At 68.1% G+C, this 14,901-nt stretch carries 10 protein-coding genes; 4 read left to right on the forward strand and 6 right to left on the reverse strand.

Translation table 11 applies throughout. The features are described from left to right. Nucleotides 1–276: 276 nt before the first annotated feature. Nucleotides 277–4,161 (reverse strand): phosphoribosylformylglycinamidine synthase, encoded by a 3,885-nt coding sequence (gene purL / locus AC5P5S_RS13190; RefSeq protein WP_495276324.1) that lies wholly within the window; start codon nucleotides 4,159–4,161, stop codon nucleotides 277–279. A gap of 840 nt (nucleotides 4,162–5,001) precedes the next feature. Between purL and AC5P5S_RS13195 the strand changes: the two genes are divergently transcribed. After that, nucleotides 5,002–7,101: a glycosyl hydrolase family 18 protein gene (locus tag AC5P5S_RS13195; protein WP_043033864.1), complete on the forward strand. Its 2,100-nt coding sequence runs from the start codon at nucleotides 5,002–5,004 to the stop codon at nucleotides 7,099–7,101. A gap of 60 nt (nucleotides 7,102–7,161) precedes the next feature. On the opposite strand, the gene AC5P5S_RS13200 is transcribed toward AC5P5S_RS13195, so the two are convergent. Together AC5P5S_RS13200 and xerD are read right to left on the reverse strand one after the other, a co-directional pair. Continuing rightward, nucleotides 7,162–7,944: a DsbC family protein gene (locus AC5P5S_RS13200; protein WP_024958538.1), complete on the reverse strand. Its 783-nt coding sequence runs from the start codon at nucleotides 7,942–7,944 to the stop codon at nucleotides 7,162–7,164. Nucleotides 7,945–8,044: 100 nt separating this feature from the next. Continuing rightward, entirely contained in the window at nucleotides 8,045–9,022 is a 978-nt protein-coding gene (xerD, locus tag AC5P5S_RS13205) for a site-specific tyrosine recombinase XerD (protein ID WP_024958537.1), read from the reverse strand. A 56-nt stretch (nucleotides 9,023–9,078) separates the two neighbouring features. Between xerD and AC5P5S_RS13210 the strand changes: the two genes are divergently transcribed. Next, nucleotides 9,079–9,570 carry an RDD family protein gene (locus AC5P5S_RS13210; protein WP_005408017.1) on the forward strand — a complete coding sequence of 164 codons (492 nt, stop codon included), beginning with the start codon at nucleotides 9,079–9,081 and terminating at the stop codon, nucleotides 9,568–9,570. Between the two features lie 92 nt (nucleotides 9,571–9,662). Here the strand turns inward: AC5P5S_RS13210 and AC5P5S_RS13215 are convergent, their stop codons facing one another. The 3 genes from AC5P5S_RS13215 to lptF are packed head-to-tail and all read right to left on the reverse strand — an operon-like array spanning nucleotide 9,663 to nucleotide 12,775. Continuing rightward, nucleotides 9,663–10,535 (reverse strand): hypothetical protein, encoded by an 873-nt coding sequence (locus AC5P5S_RS13215; RefSeq protein WP_062607843.1) that lies wholly within the window; start codon nucleotides 10,533–10,535, stop codon nucleotides 9,663–9,665. A gap of 54 nt (nucleotides 10,536–10,589) precedes the next feature. Next, nucleotides 10,590–11,696 (reverse strand): LPS export ABC transporter permease LptG, encoded by a 1,107-nt coding sequence (gene lptG / locus AC5P5S_RS13220; RefSeq protein WP_005408015.1) that lies wholly within the window; start codon nucleotides 11,694–11,696, stop codon nucleotides 10,590–10,592. Next, the gene (gene lptF, locus AC5P5S_RS13225; RefSeq protein WP_005408014.1) at nucleotides 11,693–12,775 is read right to left on the reverse strand and encodes an LPS export ABC transporter permease LptF; all 1,083 of its coding nucleotides are present in this window, start codon (nucleotides 12,773–12,775) and stop codon (nucleotides 11,693–11,695) included. Before lptF ends, lptG begins: the two co-directional genes overlap by 4 nt. A 104-nt stretch (nucleotides 12,776–12,879) precedes the next feature. Here lptF and AC5P5S_RS13230 point away from each other — a divergent pair, with 104 nt between their 5' ends. Both AC5P5S_RS13230 and AC5P5S_RS13235 read left to right on the forward strand, forming a co-directional pair. Then, nucleotides 12,880–14,358 (forward strand): leucyl aminopeptidase, encoded by a 1,479-nt coding sequence (locus AC5P5S_RS13230; protein WP_005412193.1) that lies wholly within the window; start codon nucleotides 12,880–12,882, stop codon nucleotides 14,356–14,358. 82 nt (nucleotides 14,359–14,440) lie between these two features. Continuing rightward, complete coding sequence (locus AC5P5S_RS13235; protein ID WP_005408012.1) at nucleotides 14,441–14,866, forward strand: DNA polymerase III subunit chi; 426 nt, start codon at nucleotides 14,441–14,443, stop codon at nucleotides 14,864–14,866. Nucleotides 14,867–14,901 lie beyond the last annotated feature (35 nt).

Raw genomic sequence — 14,901 nt, forward strand, 5'->3', positions numbered from 1 at the left:
GAAATGAATGATTCTGAAACGGGGTTCAAGTGTTAACGGCAACTTTGCAGATCGTCAAGACTTTGACACGACAAATCCTATTGCCGTGAAGCAGTTCACTCTTTTCCCTGTTTATGAAAGGATTTTGTTAGCGACGCGTGACGTAACCCTGTCGCCTGAAAATCCATGTAACTCGCGGGTACATCAGGATTTTCACACGCGCAAAGAAAAAACCCGCCGATCAACGGCGGGTTTTTCCATACGCGACGGCATTGATGCCTGCGCGGTGTGGTGCGATCAGCCGCACCACACCCGCGCGTTGCGGAACATGCGCATCCACGGCGAATCACCCTGCCACTCGGCCGGGGCCCAGCTCATGTTGAGCGCGCGCGGGGTGCGTTCCGGGTGCGGCATCATGATGGTCACGCGGCCGTCGCTGCTGGTCAGGCCGGTGATGCCGTCCGGCGAACCGTTCGGATTCAGCGGGTACTGGCTGGCCACGTTGCCGTGGCCATCGATATAGCGCAGCGAAACACGGGCCGCGGCCTGGTCGACCGCGTTGTCGAACACCGCCTGGCCTTCGCCATGCGCCACTGCCACCTGCAGGCGCGAACCGGCCATGCCACGCAGCAGGATCGACGGAGATTCCACCACTTCCAACAGCGCGGTACGGGCTTCGAACTGCTCGCTGGCATTGCGGCGGAACTGCGGCCAGTGTTCGGCACCGGGAATGATGTCCTTCAGCTGGCTCATCATCTGGCAGCCGTTGCACACGCCCAGGGCGAAGCTGTCCTCGCGCGCGAAGAACGCGGCGAAGGCATCACGCAGCGCGCTGCGCTCCAGGATCGAGGTGGCCCAGCCACGGCCAGCGCCAAGCACGTCGCCGTAACTGAAGCCACCGCAGGCGACCAGGCCGGTGAAGTCCTGCAGGGCGACGCGGCCTTCGATCAGGTCGCTCATGTGCACATCGAAGGGCCGGAAGCCGGCACGTTCGAAGATGTTCGCCATTTCGATCTGGCCGTTGACGCCCTGCTCGCGCAGCACGGCCACGCGCGGACGCGCACCGGTGCTGATGAACGGGGCGGCCACGTCTTCATTGATGTCGAAGCTGAGCTTGGGCTTCAGGCCCGGTGCGTTGAAGGCACGGGCGATCTCACGCTCGGCGTCGGCGTTGGCCGGGTTGTCGCGGCGCTTCTGCATCGCGTGGGTGACCGACCACCATGCGTCGAACAGCGACTCCCAGCGCCATTCAGCCAGGTTCTCGCCAGCCAGCGACACGCGCACCACTGGTGCGGTGGTCGGCTTGGCGATGCGCTGCGCGCACTCGGTCAGTGCATGGCGCTCGACCAGGTCGGCGAACGCTGCGCGGTCTTCGCGTGCGATCTGCACCACCGCGCCCAGCTCTTCGTTGAACAGGCTGCGGAATGGATCGTCGCCCCAGGCATCGAGGGTGATGTCCAGCCCCAGGCGCGAAGTGAAGGCCATTTCGCACAGCGCGGCGAAGGCACCGCCGTCGCTGCGGTCGTGGTAGGCCAGCAGCAGGCCGGCCTGGCGCGCATCGCGGATCAGCTCGAAGAAGCCACGCAGGCGCTGCGGGTCGTCCAGATCCGGGGCAGCGCCGGCGAACGCCGGCAGGTCACCGTGGTCGGCATGCACCTGGGCCAGGATGGAACCGCCCAGGCGCTGCTTGCCGGCGCCAAGGCCGATCAGCCACAGCTCGCTTTCCACGTCGCGGTCGAGCAGCGGGGTCAGCTGCTGGCGCACATCGGCGACCGGTGCGAACGCAGAGATCACCAGCGACACCGGCGACACGCTCTTGTGCGCTTGGCCCTGGTCGTGCCACTGCGCCTGCATCGACAGCGAGTCCTTGCCCACCGGAATGCTGATGTCCAACTGCGGGCACAGTTCCATGCCCACGGCCTTCACCGCGTCGTACAGCAGCGCGTCTTCGCCCGGGTGGCCGGCCGCGGCCATCCAGTTCGCCGACAGTTTGATCTCATCCAGCGCATCGACCGGGGCCGCGCACAGGTTGGTCAACGCTTCGCCCACGGCCATGCGTGCCGAAGCCGCCGCATCGAGCAGGGCCAGCGGGGTGCGCTCGCCGATCGACATCGCCTCGCCGGCCACGCCGTCGAAGTCGGCCACGGTGATGGCCACATCGGCCACCGGCAGCTGCCACGGGCCAACCATCTGTTCGCGTGCGGTCAGACCACCGACGCTGCGGTCACCGATGGTGACCAGGAAGTTCTTCGAGGCCACCGTCGGGTGCGCAAGCACGCGCAGACCCGCTTCCTGCAGGTCCAGGCCCGCGGTCTTCAGCGCCGGCCAGCGCGGTGCCGGCGGGTGTGCGGTATCGCGGTGCATCTTCGGCGGCTTGCCGAACAGCACGTCCATCGGCAGGTCGATCGGCGCATCGGCCGGGGTGTGGCCCGGCACGGCGCCATAGGCCACCACCAGGTGTTCCTCGGCGGTGGCCACGCCGACCGCAGCGAACGGGCAGCGCTCGCGGGCGCACAGCGCGGCGAACTCGGCCAGGCGCTCCAGGGCGACGCCGAGCACGTAGCGTTCCTGCGATTCGTTGCACCACAGCTGCATCGGCGACAGCGACGGATCATCGGTGGGCACCTTGCCCAGATCGATCACGCCACCGACCTTGGAGTCGTGCAGCAGCTCGGGGATGGCATTGGACAGGCCACCGGCACCGACGTCGTGGAAGAACTTGATCGGGTTGTTGCTGCCCATCGCCACGCAGCGGTCGATGACCTCCTGGCAGCGGCGCTCCATTTCCGGGTTGTCGCGCTGCACGCTGGCGAAATCCAGGTCCTCGGCGCTTTCGCCGGAGGCCACCGAACTGGCGGCACCGCCACCCAGGCCGATCAGCATCGCCGGGCCACCGAGCACGATGACCGCATCACCCGCCTGCAGCTGGATCTTGTCGACCTGGGTACGGTCGATGGCGCCGAGGCCGCCGGCCAGCATGATCGGCTTGTCGTAGGCACGCACCAGGTCGGCCCCTTCAGGCAGCTCGAAGCTGCGGAAGTAGCCAAGCAGGTTCGGGCGGCCGAACTCGTTGTTGAACGCCGCGCCGCCGAGCGGACCATCGGTCATGATTTCCAGCGCGGGCGCCATGCGCGGGTTCAGCGCGCGCGGCGCTTCCCACGGCTGCGGCAGCTCGGGAATGCGCAGGTGCGAGACCGAGAAACCGGTCAGGCCGGCCTTCGGCTTGCCGCCACGGCCGGTCGCGCCTTCGTCGCGGATTTCACCACCGGCGCCGGTCGAGGCGCCCGGGAACGGCGCGATGGCGGTCGGGTGGTTGTGGGTCTCCACCTTAATCTGGAACGCGCTGGGCACCTGCGGTTCACGACGGTACTCGCCGCTGGCCGGATCCGGGCGGTAGCGCGACGCCGGATGGCCTTCGATCACCGCGGCGTTGTCGCTGTACGCACTGAGCGTGTGCTGCGGGGTCTGCTGGTGGGTGTTCTTGATCATCCGGAACAGCGAGCGGTCCTGCTCCTGGCCGTCGATGGTCCAGCTGGCGTTGAAGATCTTGTGGCGGCAGTGCTCGGAATTGGCCTGCGCGAACATCATCAGTTCGACGTCCGACGGCGAGCGGCCCAGCGCGGTGAATCGTTCGCGCAGGTAATCGATCTCGTCCTGGGCCATGGCCAGGCCGAGGCGCTCGTTGGCGGCCTCCAGCTGGTCCACCGGCACGCGTTCCAGTTCGCCGCGGGCGGGCGCCGAGAACAGCGCCTGGCCCTGCTGCACGGTCTCCAACACTGACTGCGTCATCGGGTCGTGCAGCGCCTTGACCAGGGCCTGTTGCACGTCGGCATCGGCCGGCCAGCCCTGCAGGTCGATGCGCAGGCCCCGCTCGACCCGGCTTACCGGCTGGCCGGCACCGCGCACCAGTTCGGTGGCCTTGCTCGACCACGGCGACAGCGTACCCAGGCGCGGCACCACGATGCGGCTGACCGCGCCGTCGGCCACGGCTTCTGCCTGCGGCGCAGCTTCGAGGATGCGGCACAGGGTGGCGAGGTCGGGAGCGGCGCTGCCTTCGGGCTGCACGAAGTAGACGTGCCAGGCACCGCTGATGCGCAGGGAGGGAGCGATGGACTGCAGGCGGGATTCAAGACGTTCGCGGCGGAACGGCGACAGGGCGGGCGCGCCCTCGAGGACCATCATGTCCGGGGAACCGTAGTTGGGAAACGGGCCCGACATTGTACCGGAAGCGGGGGAAGGGCTCTGGCCGGGCGGCGCCCGGCACCCGCCGAGGCCAGGGCAACAGCAACAGCAACAGCAACAGCAACAGCAACGGCCAAAGCAAAAGCGGGGTTCCCGTGGGATGGCGGGGTGGGTCCGGTGGCGGGGGACGCCGTAAACCCGTCCTTGGGGGCTTGGCCGCGGCATCCATGCCGCGGACACCCCCGCCACCGGACCCACCCCGCCTCCGACAGATTTCCGCGATCTGCGGTAGATCCACGCCATGCGTGGATGCTCCCCGGTAGTGCCGGCCGCTGGCCGGCAACAAGGGAACGTCGGAAGTCAGGCATTTAAGAGCGCAGCGACCGGCTTCTGCTTTTGATTTTTTGTTCTGTCTTTCGTGGCTGACCGCGCAGGAACCTGTCCGTGGCCGGGCGGGTGGGCTGCGCAGGGGCGTGAGCCGCATGGATGCGGCGACCGAGCTTACATGGACGTACTTGCAGCGTCCCCTGCGCAGCCCACCCGCCCGGCCAACCACCAGAAATCCGCTGTCAGCGACCCACCCCAGCCACGAGGGGGCTCCGCCGATGGCCGCCGACCGCGCGCAGCGCCGCTCTCCATCCGAATCCCGGAACCATGCGCTTGCTCACGGATTGACCACGCGATTGATGACAACGTTGTCCCCACCTGGCGCCGGACTCTCTCCCCGGCCTCCCAGGTACCTCCGTCCGGCCCCACCCGTCGCCTTCCCGGGCGACGCCCGGACCTGCGTCACGCGCGGCGCCATCGGGGCCCGCGCGCCCTTTGATCGGAGACTTACCCATGTACGACCCGATTGTGCGCAGTGCCGAACGTGCGACCCGAAACTGTCGTCCCCGCCGCCTGGCCTGGCTGCTTGCCGTGGCCGCCGGTGCCGCTGCCCTGCCAGGCCTGGCGCAGGCCGCCAGCTGTGCCGGCGTGGCCCAGTGGGACCAGGCCAAGATCTACCGGGCCGGCGATACCCTGCAGAAAGGAGGCGTCCTCTATCGGGCGAACCAGGACATCTGGAACGCGCCGCCGGACCATCCGGCCGGTGCGCCCTATTACACCAACCTCGGTGCCTGCGATGGCAGCGGCGCCAACCAGCCGCCGGTGGTCAGCCTGACCTCGCCGGCCAACGGCGCCACCTTCAGCGCCGGCAGCACGGTCAACGTGACCGCTACCGCCAGTGATCCGGACGGCAGCGTCGCCAAGGTCGAGTTCTTCCGCGATGGCAGCACGCTGGGCGTGGCCACCAGTGCGCCGTATGCGGCCAGCTGGACCAATGCCAGCGCCGGCAGCCACACCCTGCGCGCGGTAGCCACCGACAACAACAACGCCACCAGCAGCACCGCGACCATCACCATCACCGTCAACGCCGCCGGTGGCGATACCACCGCACCGAGCGTGCCGGGCGGACTGGCGGTCGGCACACGTACCGCCAACAGCATCGCGCTCAGCTGGAGCCCGTCCACCGACAACACCGGTGGCAGCGGCGTGGCTGGCTATGACGTGTACCGCAATGGCAGCCTGGTCGGTTCACCATCCAGTGCCAGCTACGTCGATGGCGGCCTGACTGCATCGACCACCTACCGCTACCGTGTGCGTGCCCGCGACAACGCCGGCAACGCGTCCGCGCAGGGCACAGAGATCAGCGCCACCACGCTGGCCGGCGACGGCGGCACCACCGGCAAGCGGGTCATCGGCTACTTCACCCAGTGGGGCATCTACGGCCGCAACTACCGGGTCAAGAACATCGACAGCAGCGGTTCGGCCGCGCGCCTGACCCACATCAACTACGCCTTCGGCAACGTGCGCAACAACCGCTGCGAAGTGGGCGTCACCCAGCCGTCGGATCCGAACAGCGGTGCCGGTGGTGATGCCTTCGCCGACTACACCAAGGCCTTCAGTGCCGCCGAGAGTGTCAGCGGCAGCGCCGATACCTGGGACCAGCCGCTGCGCGGCAACTGGAACCAGCTCAAGCAGCTCAAGGCCAAGTACCCCGGCATGAAGGTGCTGATCTCGCTGGGTGGCTGGACCTGGTCGCGTGGCTTCTCCAGCGCGGCGCGCCCGGAAAACCGCCAGGCCTTCGTCGCCTCGTGCATCGATGCCTACATCAAGGGCAACCTGCCGGTAACCGACGGTGCCGGTGGTGCCGGTGCCGCGCTGGGCGTGTTCGACGGCATCGACATCGACTGGGAATACCCGGTGGCGTGCGGCATCGAATGCGGCAAGCCGGAAGACAACGCCAACTTCACCGCGCTGATGGCCGAGTTCCGCCGCCAGCTCGATGCAGTGCGTCCGGGCCTGCTGCTGACGGTGGCGGTGGGTGCCGGCATCGACAAGATCCGCGTCACCGACCCGGCCGCGTACCACCCGTACCTGGACTACATCAACGTGATGACCTACGACTTCCACGGCGCGTGGGATGCGAAGACCAATCACCAGTCGGCGCTGTTTGATTCGCCGAATGATCCGTCCACCGGCGACCAGAAGCTGTACAACAGCAACGACGCCATCGAGGCCTTCATCAGCCGTGGCGTGCCTGCCGCCAAGCTCAACCTGGGCATCGGCTACTACGGGCGTGGCTGGACCGGTGTGGCCAACGCCAACAACGGCCTGTACCAGACCGCGACCGGCGCTGCCCCGGGCACGTATGAAGCCGGCATCGAGGACTGGAAGGTGCTGAAGAACCTGGCGTGGCCGGGCTACACCGACAACACCGCCGGTGCCACCTGGATCTACAACGGCAGCACGCTGTGGAGCTTCGACACCCCGGCCAACATCACCCGCAAGATGGGTTACGTGAAGACCCAGGGCCTGGGCGGCGCGTTCGTCTGGGAGTTCAGTGGTGACGATGCACAGGGCACGCTGACCAAGGCGGTCAGTGATGGCCTGAAGTAAGAAAAAAGCCGGGGATGCGGCACGCATCCCCGGCCTCCCACCTGTAGAGGTCGGCGGCGATCAGCGCTTGGCCGACAGCTTTTCCAGCGCCGCGCGCAGCTGCGCCGGCGGCAGGTAGCCCCCCAGCTGGGTGCCGTCCGGCGCGAAGATCGCCGGCGTGCCGTTCACGCCCAGCTGCTGGCCCAGTGCGTACTGCATCGCCACCGGGTTCGTGCAGTTCTTTGCCGGCACGCTGCCACCGCGCTTGGCGTTGGTCAGTGCCTGGCGGCGATCGGCCGCACACCAGACCGAGATCATGTCGGTGTAGTCCTTGCTGCCGAGGCCCATGCGCGGGAATGCCAGATACTCCACCGAGATACCGTTGCGGTTGAGCTCGGCGATGTCCTGGTGCAGCTTGCGGCAGTAGCCGCACTCGATGTCGGTGAACACGCTGATGGTGTACTTGGCATTCGGCGCGGCGAACACGATGCGGTCGCCATGGTTGGCCTTGGCCAGCAGATCGCGACGGTAGCCGAGCAGGCCTTCGCTGTTGGCCGGGCCCTTGGCACGGGTGTCGTAGGGCTGCGACTGGAACAGGTAGCGACCGTCGTCGGACACGTACAGCAGCTGGCCGGAAACGACCACCTCGCGGAAGCCGGGGAACGGCGCGGCACCGATGTAGTCCACCTTGAAACCGGGGTTCAGGGCAGTCAACGCGGCGCGCACGGCCTGGTCGGCAGGCGCGTTGGCGGCCGGGCCGGGCTTGGCAGCAGCGGCAGGCGCCTTGGCGGCTGGCGGGGCCGGCTGGGCGCAGGCAGTCAGGCTGAGCGCACCGAACACGGCGGCGATGGCAAATCGGAGCATGGAGCAGTCCGCGACAGAAGAAGACCCCGGATTCTGACACAGCCACCGGCACGGGGCCGCGACGCCGCGCACCGCCCGGGGCCGGGGTTCAGGACACGGCTCAGCCGCGCGGATGATGCCGGGCGTGCAGTTTCTGCAGGTGCTCGCGCGCCACCAGGGTGTAGATCTGGGTGGTCGACAACGAGCTGTGGCCAAGCAGCATCTGCAGCGCGCGCAGGTCGGCACCGCGGTTGAGCAGATGGGTGGCGAAGCTGTGGCGCAGGCCGTGCGGGCTGATCCGCGCCGGGTCGATGCCGGCCACCTGCGCGTGGCGCTTGACCAGGTGCCAGAACGCCTGCCGGGTCAGCGCATGCAGCGTCGGCTCGACAAACAATGGGGTCTGCCCATCGGCCAGCGCCTGCACCTTGCCCTTGCCGACCAGCAGCGGGCGCGATGCCTGTAGATAGCGCTCCAGCCAGTGCTGCGATTCCTCACCCAGCGGCACCAGCCGTTCCTTGCTGCCCTTGCCGGTGACCCGCAGCACGCCCTGGCGCAGGTTGACCGCGGTGGCCGGCAGCAGCACCAGCTCGCTCACGCGCAGGCCGGCGGCGTACATCAACTCCAGCATGGCGCGGTCGCGCAGGCCCAGCGGGCTGTCGATATCCGGCGCTGCCAACAGCGCGTCGATCTGGCTTTCGGCCAGCGCCTTGGGCAGCAATCGTGGCAGCTTGGGCGGATCCAGCAGCGCGCTGGGGTCCTCGCCGCGTTCGCCACGGCGCACGCCATCGGCGAAGAACGCCCGCAGCGCCGACAGCAACCGCGCATTGCTGCGCGGCGACCAGCCATGACGGGTGCGCCAGGCCAGGTAGTCGAACAACCCCGGGCGCTCGATGCCGGCCAGGCCACCATCGCGCCCATCCATCCAGCGCGCCAGCCCTTCCAGGTCGCGCCGGTAGCTGTCGAGGGTGGCGCGGGCCAGACCGTTCTCGGCCCAGATCGCATCGAGGAAGCGCTGGATGCGCATACTGTCGTCGGCGCGCAGTTCGGGCAGTTGCTGGACCAGCTGGCGGCGTTCGGCGGGGGTGGAAACAAGGGCCATGCGTGCAGGATACGAGGGCCACTGCGGATGCGGCCAGCATTGCGTATGCTCGGCGCATGTCCCGCCCCGCCATTGATACGGCCCCTGCGGCCACTACCGAGCTGCCCCGCCCGCGTGCATTGCTGCTGTGGCGCGTGCTGGCGATGGTCTACGACGCGCTGCCGGTGCTGGCGCTGTGGATGTTGGCCGGCACCCTGTTCACCCTTGCCTACACCTTCAGCGGCCACGCCCAGCGCGAGAACATCGCACCGTTCAGCGCCTGGCAGTGGCTGCTGTGGGCGGTGTGCTGGCTGGTCACGGGGTGGTATGCCACGGCCAGCTGGCGCCGTGGTGGGCAGACGCTGGGCATGCGGCCGTGGCGGCTGAAACTGCGCGCCAGCGATGGCGCGCCGCTGCGGCGCAGCCAGCTGTGGATGCGTTTCACCGTGGGCACGCTGTCCCTGCTGCTGGGTGGACTGGGATTCTGGTGGGCCTGGGTCGACCGCGACCGCCTGACCTGGCACGACCGCGCCAGCGGCACCCGCGTGGTGCGCATGCCCAAGCGCTGATGCGCATCCAGTAGCGTCGAGCCATCCTCGGCAGTTTCGCGATGCACTCGAGAGCCGAGCATGGGCTCGGCTCTACACGATCAACGCAGCGATCAGCTGGCTGGCGCCGGGTCCTGCAGGATCACCGCCGGCTGCGTCCAGAGGTCGAAGAAGGCGGACGCAAACGCATTGGCCTGCACATCATCGGCCACCGGCGACTGTCCGCTCAACTGCGCACGGGTCTTCACGAAGTCCTGCCACAGCTTCAGGCTGGCCTTCTTCAGGCGCCTCTGCTCCCCCGCGTCGGTGGCCGCCAGATAGCGCGCATAGAGGTCGCGCATCGGTTTGCCCTGAGCCTCATAGGCCGCCGGGAGCGCCGGCAGTTGGGCCGGGGTGAATGCCACCGTTGCCGCCGGCACCTGGTAGCCGCCCGGCCCGAAGGCCGCCTTCAGGTCTTCCCCGGCGTCCAGGTACTTGAAGAAGCCGGGCACGTTGTAGAGCTTGGTCCGGTAGTCGGACGAGGTTTCCGGGCTGTTGGACACCACCGTATCGGGCAGCTCCCCCATCAGCCCAACGTCCCAACGGCGCGGAATGAACAAACCGGTCGCCTTCACGTAGGGGCCCTCGATCTCCACGTCGTTCAGTTCGATCTTCGACGCCAGGCCACCGGAGTTGGTCTTGCTGGTGATGTACTGCTCGGTGACGATCACGTACTCGGCCATGGCCGGGTTGATCAACCCACCGATCCCATCGGCGTAGACAACCATGCGTACGCTGCCGATCTTCTCGCTCTGCAGTCGGTACTGGCCCGGCTCCAGGACCAGGGGCATGGAGGTGTGCGGCGGCAGGGTATGCACCTGCTGGTCGACCGACAAGGTCAGCGGTGCATCCGTCGGGTTGTCGATCTCGAAGTCGACGGTGGACCGGCTGCAGCCGGCAGAAAGCAGCACGGCCGCGATGTACGGCAGAAAGCGTTGGAAGCTCATGTTCGTCCTTGAAGTGAAACGGAAACAGCCGGGCCTTGCCCGGCTCCCTGGGAATCAACCCGACTTGCGCCGGAACAGCAGTCCCGATATCGCCAGCATCACGATCGGCGGCAACGCATAGGCAATGCGGTAATCGAACTTCAACGCGCCGGCCATGCGGCCGAAGAACAGCTGCAGCAGCCAGAAGCCCAGCGCGAACAGGATGCCGAGGAACAGGCGCTTGCCCATGCCACCACTGCGCAGCGAGCCGAACGCGAACGGCACCGCCGCCAGGCACAGCGCCAGCACGTTCACCGGGTAGAACCAGCGGCTCCAGTACACATCCTCGTAGTCGCGCGCGTCCAGACCGTTGCGCTCGCGGTATTCGATGCTGGTACGCAGCTCGGCCACACTGAGGTTGCGCGGCTTGGCGATGCCGGTGGCCAGCGCGCCGGCGTCCAGCTTGGAGTTCCACGGCTCGCGCGCCACTTCCTCGCGCGTGGCCGAACGTTCACCGAAGGTATCGCGGCGCACGCCGGTCAGCACCCAGCCGTCACGGTCATGCTCGGCCGTGTCCGCATGGGTCAGCGAGGCGATCCGACCATCCTCGGCAATGCGATACAGGCGCACGTCACGCAGGATCAGCCGCGTGCCCTTGTCGCCCACCAGCTGCTCTTCGCCACCGGCGGCGCTGAGGAAGGTATCGCCCTCGCGCGCCCACAAACCGGAATAGCGGGTGGTGGAGATGTCCCGCCCCCATTTGGCACTGGACTTCAGCGCATCGGCACGGTCCTGGCCCCAGGGGCCCAGCGTCTCGGCGCTGAGCACCATCACTGCGGTAAGCAACGACAGGGCGATGGCCACCGATACGCTCAGGCGCTTGCGCGACAGGCCCAGCGCACGCAGCGCGGTCAGCTCGGAGGTCGCGGCCAGCTGGCCCAGGCCCATCAGTGCACCGATCACCGCAGCCGTGGGGAACATGGTGTAGGCACGGCGTGGCACCGTATACAGCACCCAGGCGGCCGCATGCCCCAGGGTGTAGCCGTTCTTGCCGATGTCCTTGAACTCGCCGGAAAACGCCATCACCACGTCCAGGCCCACCAGCACGGCCCAGGTCAGCAGCACCGTGGTGAACACCGACTGGCCGAGATACAGGTCGAAACGCATCGGGCGCAGTCTCATGCGCGGGCTCCCTTCGGGCGGCCCAGGCGGCCATCACGTGCATACATCCAGATCGCCAGCGCCAGCAGCGGCAGGGTCAGCCACCACAGGCCAAGCGCAGGCGGAATCTTGCCGTTGGCGATCCAGCCACTGCCGATGAACATCAGGTTGGTGCCCACCATGTAGGCCATCAGCGCCAGCATCATCCGCCCGTAGCGCTGCTGGCGCGGCGAGCTGCGGCCCAGCGGCACGGTCAGCAGCGCAAACGCCAGCGCGATCAACGGCGGGGCAAGGCGGCGATGCAGCTGTGCCTGCGCCTCGGGCCGGTCATCGCCGAACAGCTGCGTGGTCGGCATCAGTTCCGGATCATCGCCGGTACGGGTCTGCGCACCGTCGGGCAGGGCCACATCGTTGCGGGCGAAGGTGGCCAGGCGGTAATCCAGCCCCCCGGCCACCGGTCCTTCCACCTGGTGGCCATCATCCAGCTCCAGGAAGCGCTGGCGGGCGCCTTCGAAGAACATGCGCCCCCCTGCGGCGGACACGACTTCCAGGCGATCGTCCTTCTGCCGCTGCAGGAAGACCCGGCCCAGCTGGGTACCATCGGGCGAGATCGAGGACAGGTAGACCACGCCACCATTGGGCAGCTGGGTGAAGCGGCCCGGCTCCAGGCCCGCCATCAGCACGCTTCGATTGGCCTCGATGATCATCTGCTCGGCCACCCGGCCGGCCCACGGGCCCAGCCACAAGGAGCAGGCGCCGACCAGCGCCACCACCGGCACCACCAGCATCAGCAGCGGCCGCAGCAGGCGTTTGGGGCCCACGCCAATGGCAGTGATGACGGCCATTTCCGAGTCGCGGTAGAGACGGGCCACCGCCAGCAGCAGGCCCAGCATCAACGCCAGCGGCAGGATCAGTGGCAGGTAGGCGATGAACTGCAGGCCCAGCTGGGAGAACAGCAGCTTGGCCGGCAGGCGCCCGTCGGCGATGTTGCCGAGGATGTCCACCAGCACGCCGCCCACGCTGACCACCAGCAGGACGATCAGGGTAGCCAGGAAACTCTGGACGAAATCGCCCAGCAGGTATCGGTCGAGCTTCAGCATGGGGCGGTGGTTTAAACTCTGGGGTTCGTTCGCGGTGCCGCCCAGTCTACTGTCTGGGCGTAAACGGCCTGCGATTGTACGGACTCGCCAATGGAATCTGCTCAATGGCCCTCGAATTCACCCTGAACCACGTTGCTCCGGCCGCCGCCGCCGTTGATTGCCTGGTGGTCGGCGCGTATGCCGACCATACCCTGACCCCCGCCGCACAGGCCCTGGACGCCGCCAGCGGCGGCCGCCTGGCCTCGCTGGCCCAGCGCGGAGACCTGTCCGGCAAGACCGGCGCCACCACCCTGCTGCACGACCTGCCGGGCGTGTCCGCCCCGCGCGTGCTGGTGGTCGGTCTCGGTGACGCCGCCCGCTTCGGTGTGCCGCAGTACCTGAAGGCCGTTGGCGACGCCGTGCGCGCGCTGAAAGCGGGCGCTACCCGCAGCGCACTGTTCACCCTGTCCGAAGTGGCCATCAAGGACCGCGACGCGGCCTGGGCGATCCGCCAGGCGGTGATCGCCGCCGATCACGCTGCCTACCGCTACACCGCCACTCTGGGCAAGAAGAAGGCCGACGACGCCGGCCTGGCCCAGCTGGCCATCGCCGGTGACGACGCCCAGGCCCTGGCCCAGGGCCAGGCCATCGCCGCCGGTGTCGAGTTCGCCCGCGAGCTGGGCAACCTGCCGCCGAACTACTGCACCCCGGCCTACCTGGCCGAGGTGGGCGTGAAGTTCGCCGGTGAGCATGACGGTGCCGAGGCCGAGATTCTCGATGAGCACCAGATGGAAGCGCTGGGCATGGGCTCGCTGCTGGCCGTGGCCCGTGGTTCGGCCAACCGCCCGCGCCTGGTGGTGCTGAAGTGGACCGGCGGCGGCGACGCCAAGCCGTACGTGCTGGTCGGCAAGGGCATCACCTTCGATACCGGTGGCGTCAACCTGAAGACCCAGGGCGGCATCGAAGAGATGAAGTACGACATGTGCGGTGGCGCCAACGTCATCGGCACCTTCGTCGCCGCGGTCAAGGCCAAGCTGCCGCTGAACCTGGTGGTGGTGGTGCCGGCGGTGGAAAACGCCATCGACGGCAACGCCTACCGCCCGTCCGACGTGATCACCTCGATGTCGGGCAAGACCATCGAAGTGGGCAACACCGACGCCGAAGGCCGCCTGATCCTGTGCGATGCGCTGACCTATGCGCAGCGCTTCGAACCGGCCGCGCTGGTCGACGTCGCGACCCTGACCGGTGCCTGCATGGTCGCCCTGGGCCACCAGACCGCCGGCCTGATGAGCAAGCACGACGACCTGGCCAATGAACTGCTGGCCGCCGGCGAGCATGTGTTCGACCGCGCCTGGCGCCTGCCGTTGTGGGACGAGTACCAGCCGATGCTGGATTCGACCTTCGCCGACGTCTACAACATCGGCGGCCGCTGGGCCGGCGCGATCACCGCGGGCTGCTTCCTGTCGCGCTTCACCGAAGGCCAGCGCTGGGCCCATCTGGACATCGCCGGCGTGGCCAGCGATGAAGGCAAGCGTGGCATGGCCACCGGCCGCCCGGTCGGCCTGCTGAGCCAGTGGCTGCTGGACCAGGCCGCCCGCGCCTGATGCCGTACCCGACCCTGGCCGGCCCCCGCTGGCCAGGGCCTCGCCCGGCACCGCCGGGCCCCTGCCTGACCCGGATCCTGCCATGCCCCGCGCCGACTTCTACCTGATCGCCAAGCCCCGCTTCCTGACCGAGCCGCTGCGCCTGGTCTGCGAACTGGCGCGCAAGGCCAACGACGCCGGGTTGTTCACCCTGGTGCTGGCCCGCGACCAGGCCCAGGCCGAGGAGCTGGACGAGCTGCTGTGGGCGTTCGACAACGACGCCTACATCCCGCACCAGATCGCCGGCGAAGACATGGACGAGGAAGAGGCCCTGGTGCTGATCGCCGTACCCGGCACCGACGCGCCGGCACGCCCGCTGGTGATCAACCTGCGCGATGAACCCTGGCTGGGCCAGTGCGAACGCGTGCTGGAAGTGGTCCCGGCCGATCCGGAAGCGCGCGAACCGCTGCGCGAACGCTGGCGCCAGTACAAGGCCGCCGGTTACGAGCTGAACAAGCACGACATGTAAGCGCACCCCGGCCCCCTTGATGGGCCGCCGCCGCG

The sequence above is a fragment of the Stenotrophomonas sp. YJH_SMC_54 genome, assembly GCF_059368435.1.